A 6,565-nucleotide genomic window follows, 5' to 3' on the forward strand; every position below is an offset into this window, starting at 1 on the left:
GCTGTGAATTGAATATAAATTTTTAAACCTTAAATCGATCGTTTTAGTAAAGAAAGACGCTGATAACGCACTAAAGCTAATTCAATAAGCTGCGTTAACAACTGTTGATAGGCAAGACCGGAGACCTCCCATAATTTAGGATACATACTAATCTTGGAGGTGAATCCAGGAATGGTATTTAGCTCATTAAAATAGATTTTTTGCGATTGTTTTTCGATAAAAAAGTCAATTCTAGCCATACCTGAACAATCTAAGCAGTTAAATATTTTTTTGCCTAGATGTTTTAATTGTTGCAATTGCCCTTCTTGTAAGCTAGCCGGAATAATTAATTCAGCGCCTTTTGGGTCCAAATATTTAGCTTCATATGAATAAAATTCATGACTAGGTATAATTTCACCGACGCCGCTTACCAAAGGATCAGCACCCCATTGCAGATTTTCCAATACTGCCATTTCAATTTCACGGACTTCAAATGCTTGCTCAAGCAATATCTTAGTACTATAAGTAAAAGCCAATTCAATGGCATCTGCCAACTCATCTAATTTTTTTACTTTAGTTACGCCCAAACTTGAGCCTGCGTTCGCCGGTTTAACAAAAAGCGGATAGCCTATCTTTCGCTCAATGCTTTGCATAAGTTCATCTTTCTTAGTAGACCAGCGACCTGAGTTTACGCTTAAAAAAGGCACGACGGGAATCTCAGCAGCAGCGGCTAAACGTTTAGCCAGCTCTTTGTCCATACCAACAGCCGAACCTAATACATCGGCCCCAACATAAGCCAAATCTAAAATTTCTAATAAACCTTGTATCGTGCCATCTTCGCCAAAGCTACCATGTAACACGGGAAAAACGACATCAGGACCCTGTTGAGTCGCTTGGTTTAACTCAGCTAAGCTTTGCAAACATTTGGCATTTTTAGTCTTTAGTACTATCTCATCATTAACATACAAATGCTGCAACTCATTGATAAAACAACGTCCTTGTTTATCAATACCGATAGGAATAACTGTAAATTTATTTTTATCTAAATTTTTAATCACTGAAGCCGCAGATAATAGCGAAACTTCATGTTCGGCCGATCGACCGCCATACAGAACCGCCACTTTAATCTTCGAATTTTCTTTTAAGTTCATAAAAGCGTACGCGATAATAAAAAGTTGATTATAGAGCCTAATAAACGGTAATTAAAGTCATCCGCAAATGTTGACGCTTACCCTTATAACGATCACATCCAAAAATAAGTCTAATTTCTATTATTTGCAAAAAAAACCATTTATACAATAAATAAAATAATCTTAACAATTGTTTAAAATAACAAAATAGGTCATATTTTTTGAGCCTGTTATTCATAGTCGGATTAACGATCATGTTGATGAAATATTTCATGATCAGGAGATAATTTATGAAATATTATTCTGCTTTTTTAGAAGGTCTAACACCATCACAAGAAAAAAAATTAACTTGCATTTTATTTAAACAATTGTGTATCTACTTAAAAGCCAATCAAAAAAAATCAAAAACTATCTTTATCGATAATACTAATGAAAAAATTTGCCAACAAGAAAAATTATTTTTTCATTATAATGAAAGCACGCGGTTATTGGAAACAGAATGTGTTAAACACTGTCAAGCTGCTTTGGTAACAATTGGCAAAAGAATTGGTCTTGATCAGCTTTGTATTGATTTTTTTAAAAATTTAAAATTTGCTAGCTCTGCAGCAGAAGCGTTGATGTTAAGTGATAATGGACTTTTATTCTCCCAAAGCTCAAGGATTTATAAAAGTAAAAATAGTAAAAATCTTCCTTCATTCAATGGCACTGTAAGCTCAAACTTTGCGATGCAACAAATTTTAATGTGTAATTCGGGCTTGGTACTCGGACATGCCCATAATGATACCTCCTCTTATGCTAAGCTCATTAGTTTGCTTCCCACCTGTAAATCTCAAGAAATAAAAATTCTTTATCTAGAGCTACCTTACCTTATTTTTTCACCTTTATTTGAAGATTTTAATAAGAAAAAATCTGATCATAGACTTATCATCCGTGAATTAAAAAAAGGAGCGAGTAAGCTTTATCAAGATAAATCTTTTCTGAATAAATTTGGAAAATTGTTAATAGCGGCAAGAGAGCAGCAGATTAAACTTCAAGCTTGTGATGTTAATTCGTTAAATTTTATCAATCAATCCGAACCGATATTAGATGAAAACCATCGGCTCAATGTAGGAAATGCTTGTATGATAAGAAGCATCGAGGCACTACAATTTCAGAAAAAACATCCTAAATTTCTATTGTTAGTAGGATTAGCTCATGCGCCCACTATAGCCCATGAATTAGGCGTACCTTCCTGCTATATTGGCGATAAGAAAACAGTACAAGACTTTTTAGATTTAGCTCAGATAATGGATTACAAATTTTTTGCCGATAGCAGCAGCTTCCTTGCTTCAAAATCCAATTTTTTCATGAAGGCCTATCCTCAATTCGATCAAACTAGCGATCCTAAAATTAATGAAATTGTAAGCCATTGGCATGCGCTCATTAAAAAAATACCGCGATTTACATCGATTACAGCTAGCGAAATCAAAGCTGCAAGAGAGGTATATCTAGAATATATCATGGAAAAATCACATGCTAATCAACGCGAAATTTCTGATATTTGCAAAACCCAACAGTCACTTGTAATGGTATCCTTAACGCAGGCTATTTATAATAAACGCGTTGAGTTGGCGCATCCTAAAAACTGGTATCCATTATTTTATTGTCAACGTCCGTATGGAATTCGATTGGCTGAAAACGAAGCCAATGCGTTTACCCTAACTCATTTATATGATAATGAAACAATAAAAACTGAAAAAAATCTGGGAAAGCTACATTATAACTAACCCTGTTTAAAATTTTAATTCAAATGAGCACATGAGCATCGGAAAAAAACGATTTAACAAAGAAATAAAGCAAAAGCCGGCCGATTAAAAGAAAAAACCCGCGAAAAGCGGGTTTTTATGTGTAACAGTAGCCTGGCGATGCCCTACTTTCCCATGGGGGAACCCCAAAGTATCATTGGCGCAGAATAGTTTCACGTCTGAGTTCGGAATGGGATCAGGTGGTGCCTATTCGCTAAGGTCGCCAGGCATTCATTTTGCGCTAAGTCGCTTGTCTTTTATTCGATCTCTTCGTTGGCTTAACTTTTCGGTGCTCATGTACTTTCCAGTACACTCCGCTACTCAAAGTTAACCCGCCTTGATCTCAAATAAAATTCATCGCTCCTTATCAACAGCGCGAATCCTATTTTACTTTCGCTAAATCTCTTTAAAACTTAGCAAAACCTTTATTAAAGTAAATTTACTTTAAATATCAAAACAAAAAATCTGTAAAAAGTGTTTATGTGGATATGCTTTATTCAGCCTATCTAGTATTCACTAAAGAATAACCAGTAGGATTCTCAAATCAAGCCACACGGTCAATTAGTATGGGTTAGCTCAATACATTGCTGCACTTACACACCCCACCTATCTACGTCGTCGTCTTCAACGGACCTTTAGGAGGAATAAATCCTCGGGAGATCTTATCTTGAGGGAGGCTTCCCGCTTAGATGCTTTCAGCGGTTATCCTGTCGGTACGTAGCTACCCGGCTATGCTTCTGGCGAAACAACCGGACCACCAGCGGTACCTCCACGCCGGTCCTCTCGTACTAGGCGTAGCTCCTCTCAAATCTCCAGCGCCCACGGCAGATAGGGACCGAACTGTCTCACGACGTTCTGAACCCAGCTCGCGTACCACTTTAAATGGCGAACAGCCATACCCTTGGGACCTGCTTCAGCCCCAGGATGTGATGAGCCGACATCGAGGTGCCAAACACCGCCGTCGATATGAACTCTTGGGCGGTATCAGCCTGTTATCCCCGGCGTACCTTTTATTCGTTAAGCGATGGCCCTTCCATTCGGAACCACCGGATCACTATGACCTGCTTTCGCACCTGCTCGACGTGTTTGTCTCGCAGTCAAGCACCCTTGTGCCATTACACGCAATGCGCGATGTCCGACCGCGCTGAGGGTACCTTCGTGCTCCTCCGTTACTCTTTAGGAGGAGACCGCCCCAGTCAAACTACCCACCATACACTGTCCCCAAGCCCGTTCAGGGCCCTAGGTTAGAACTTCAACTTTAACAGGGTGGTATTTCACCGGTCGGCTCCACGAATTCTAGCGAACTCGCTTCAACGCCTCCCACCTATTCTACACAGTTAAATTCAAAGTCCAGTGTAAAGCTGTAGTAAAGGTGCACGGGGTCTTTCCGTCTTGCCGCGGGTACGCTGCATCTTCACAGCGATTTCAATTTCACTGAGCCTTGGGTGGAGACAGTGTGGCTGTCGTTACGCCATTCGTGCAGGTCGGAACTTACCCGACAAGGAATTTCGCTACCTTAGGACCGTTATAGTTACGGCCGCCGTTTACCGGGGCTTCGATCCGCAGCTTCACCTGCGCTGACATGACTTTTGATCTTTCTCTTCGAATTATTCTTCTCTCTAATTCATTGTCAAAAGCCATCTCAGCGCAAGTTAACCACTTCAATTAACCTTCCGGCACCGGGCAGGCGTCACACCCTATACTTCCTCTTTCGAGTTTGCAGAGTGCTGTGTTTTTGGTAAACAGTCGCAACCACCTGATTATTTCAACCTCCCTCAGCTTATGGGGTAAACCCACTCACCAAAAAAGGTGCACCTTCTCCCGAAGTTACGGTGCCAATTTGCCTAGTTCCTTCACCCAAGTTGTCTCATCGCCTTAGTATTCTCTACCTGTCCACCTGTGTCGGTTTGCGGTACGGTTCCTATAGACCTGAAGTTTAGAGAGTTTTCCTGGAAGCAGGGCATCAATTACTTCGTCGTTAACCGAAGTTAACAACTCGTCGTCACGTCTCGAGATTAACGAACCTCCGGATTTTCCTAGAGATTCTCTCTACACGTTTAAACCGGAACTACCAGTCTCCGGCTAATCTAGCCTTCTTCGTCCTCCCATCACAGCCTATAAAAGTACAGGAATTTTAACCTGTTTCCCATCGACTACGCGTTTCCGCCTCGCCTTAGGGGCCGACTCACCCTGCGTCGATTACCGTTGCGCAGGAATCCTGGGACTTTCGGCGGGCGAGGTTTTCACTCGCCTTATCGTTACTCATGTCAGCATTCGCACTTCGGATACCTCCAGCAACCTTTACAGGTCACCTTCAACGGCTTACCGAACGCTCCTCTACCACATCATTGATTCGTAAACCAATGACATTCACTGCTTCAGTATTAGGTTTGAGCCCCGTTCATTCTTCCGCGCAGACCGATTCGACCAGTGAGCTATTACGCTTTCTTTAAAGGATGGCTGCTTCTAAGCCAACCTCCTGGCTGTTTAAACCTTTCCACTACGTTTCACACTTAACCTAACTTTTGGGACTTTAGCAGGTGATCTGGGTTGTTTCCCTTTTCACGACGGACGTTAGCACCCGCCGTGTGTCTCCCGTGCATCACGTCCTAGGTATTCGAAGTTTGCATCGGCTCAGTAAGTCGGGATGACCCCCTTACCGAAACAGTGCTCTACCCCCTAGTCGTTAACACGAGGCGCTACCTCAATAGCTTTCGAGGAGAACCAGCTATCTCCGAGCTTGTTTAGCCTTTCACTCCTAGCCACACCTCATCCCCATCTTTTGCAACAGATGTGGGTTCGGGCCTCCACTTAGTGTTACCCAAGCTTCACCCTGGACATGGCTAGCTCGCTCGGTTTCGGGTCGACTCCTAGCGACTCAAACGCCCTTATCAGACTCGGTTTCCCTTCGCCTACCCTATTCGGTTAAGCTTGCCACTAAAAGTCACTCGCTGACCCATTATACAAAAGGTACGCAGTCACTCCGCACTTTAATTACTCTGTGTACTATCTAAATAACACTCTTCGCACTTGAATTTTTGTCTACGTTACCGCTCAACTCGCAATCCTCATGTATAACTATACACTCCGGTTGCTCATCTTCACGGCGCCTTGTCAAAAATTCTATGGCTGTGAGCTTAACTAATTTTAATAGTCTTCTTTATTTTTCAGTTTGATTAAACTGCTCTACAAAGTAATTTAAGTGCGGAGCTCCTACTGCTTGTACGCAGACGGTTTCAGGTTCTATTTCACTCCCCTCACCGGGGTTCTTTTCGCCTTTCCCTCACGGTACTGGTTCACTATCGGTCAGTCGAGAGTATTTAGCCTTGGAGGATGGTCCCCCCATCTTCAAACAGGATTTCTCGTGTCCCGCCCTACTTGGTTTCACGCTTAGTCTCATTAACAGATTTTCGCCGACGGGGCTATCACCCTCTATGGCAGGCCTTTCCAGACCTTTTGGCTAACCTATTAACTAGCTCGTGAAGGCTCTTCCACGTTCGCTCGCCGCTACTTGCAGAATCTCATTTGATTTCTTTTCCTCGAGGTACTTAGATGTTTCAGTTCCCTCGGTTCGCTTTGTTAACCTATGTATTCAGTTAACAATGACCTATCTAAAATAGATCGGGTTTCCCCATTCAGATATCTCCGGATCAAAGCTTGTTTGCCAGCTCC

At 42.0% G+C, this 6,565-nt stretch carries 2 protein-coding genes and 2 rRNA genes (1 of these 4 only partly in view); 1 reads left to right on the forward strand and 3 read right to left on the reverse strand.

The features are described 5' to 3' along the window. Window positions 1–29: 29 nt before the first annotated feature. The gene (locus AACL18_RS04180; protein ID WP_339049514.1) at window positions 30–1,130 is read right to left on the reverse strand and encodes a D-alanine--D-alanine ligase family protein; all 1,101 of its coding nucleotides are present in this window, start codon (window positions 1,128–1,130) and stop codon (window positions 30–32) included. Between the two features lie 269 nt (window positions 1,131–1,399). Here AACL18_RS04180 and AACL18_RS04185 point away from each other — a divergent pair, with 269 nt between their 5' ends. Beyond that, window positions 1,400–2,875, forward strand: coding sequence for a hypothetical protein (locus tag AACL18_RS04185; protein WP_339049515.1), 1,476 nt, complete (start codon window positions 1,400–1,402; stop codon window positions 2,873–2,875). Window positions 2,876–3,005: 130 nt separating this feature from the next. Here the strand turns inward: AACL18_RS04185 and rrf are convergent. Together rrf and AACL18_RS04195 are read right to left on the reverse strand one after the other, a co-directional pair. Continuing rightward, window positions 3,006–3,121: ribosomal RNA gene (gene rrf / locus AACL18_RS04190) — 5S ribosomal RNA — on the reverse strand. A 312-nt stretch (window positions 3,122–3,433) separates the two neighbouring features. Next, a 23S ribosomal RNA gene (locus tag AACL18_RS04195) occupies window positions 3,434–6,565 on the reverse strand; it runs 81 nt beyond the window's last position.

The organism is Rickettsiella endosymbiont of Xylota segnis, assembly GCF_964019545.1.
In the GTDB taxonomy this organism is placed as follows: domain Bacteria; phylum Pseudomonadota; class Gammaproteobacteria; order Diplorickettsiales; family Diplorickettsiaceae; genus Aquirickettsiella.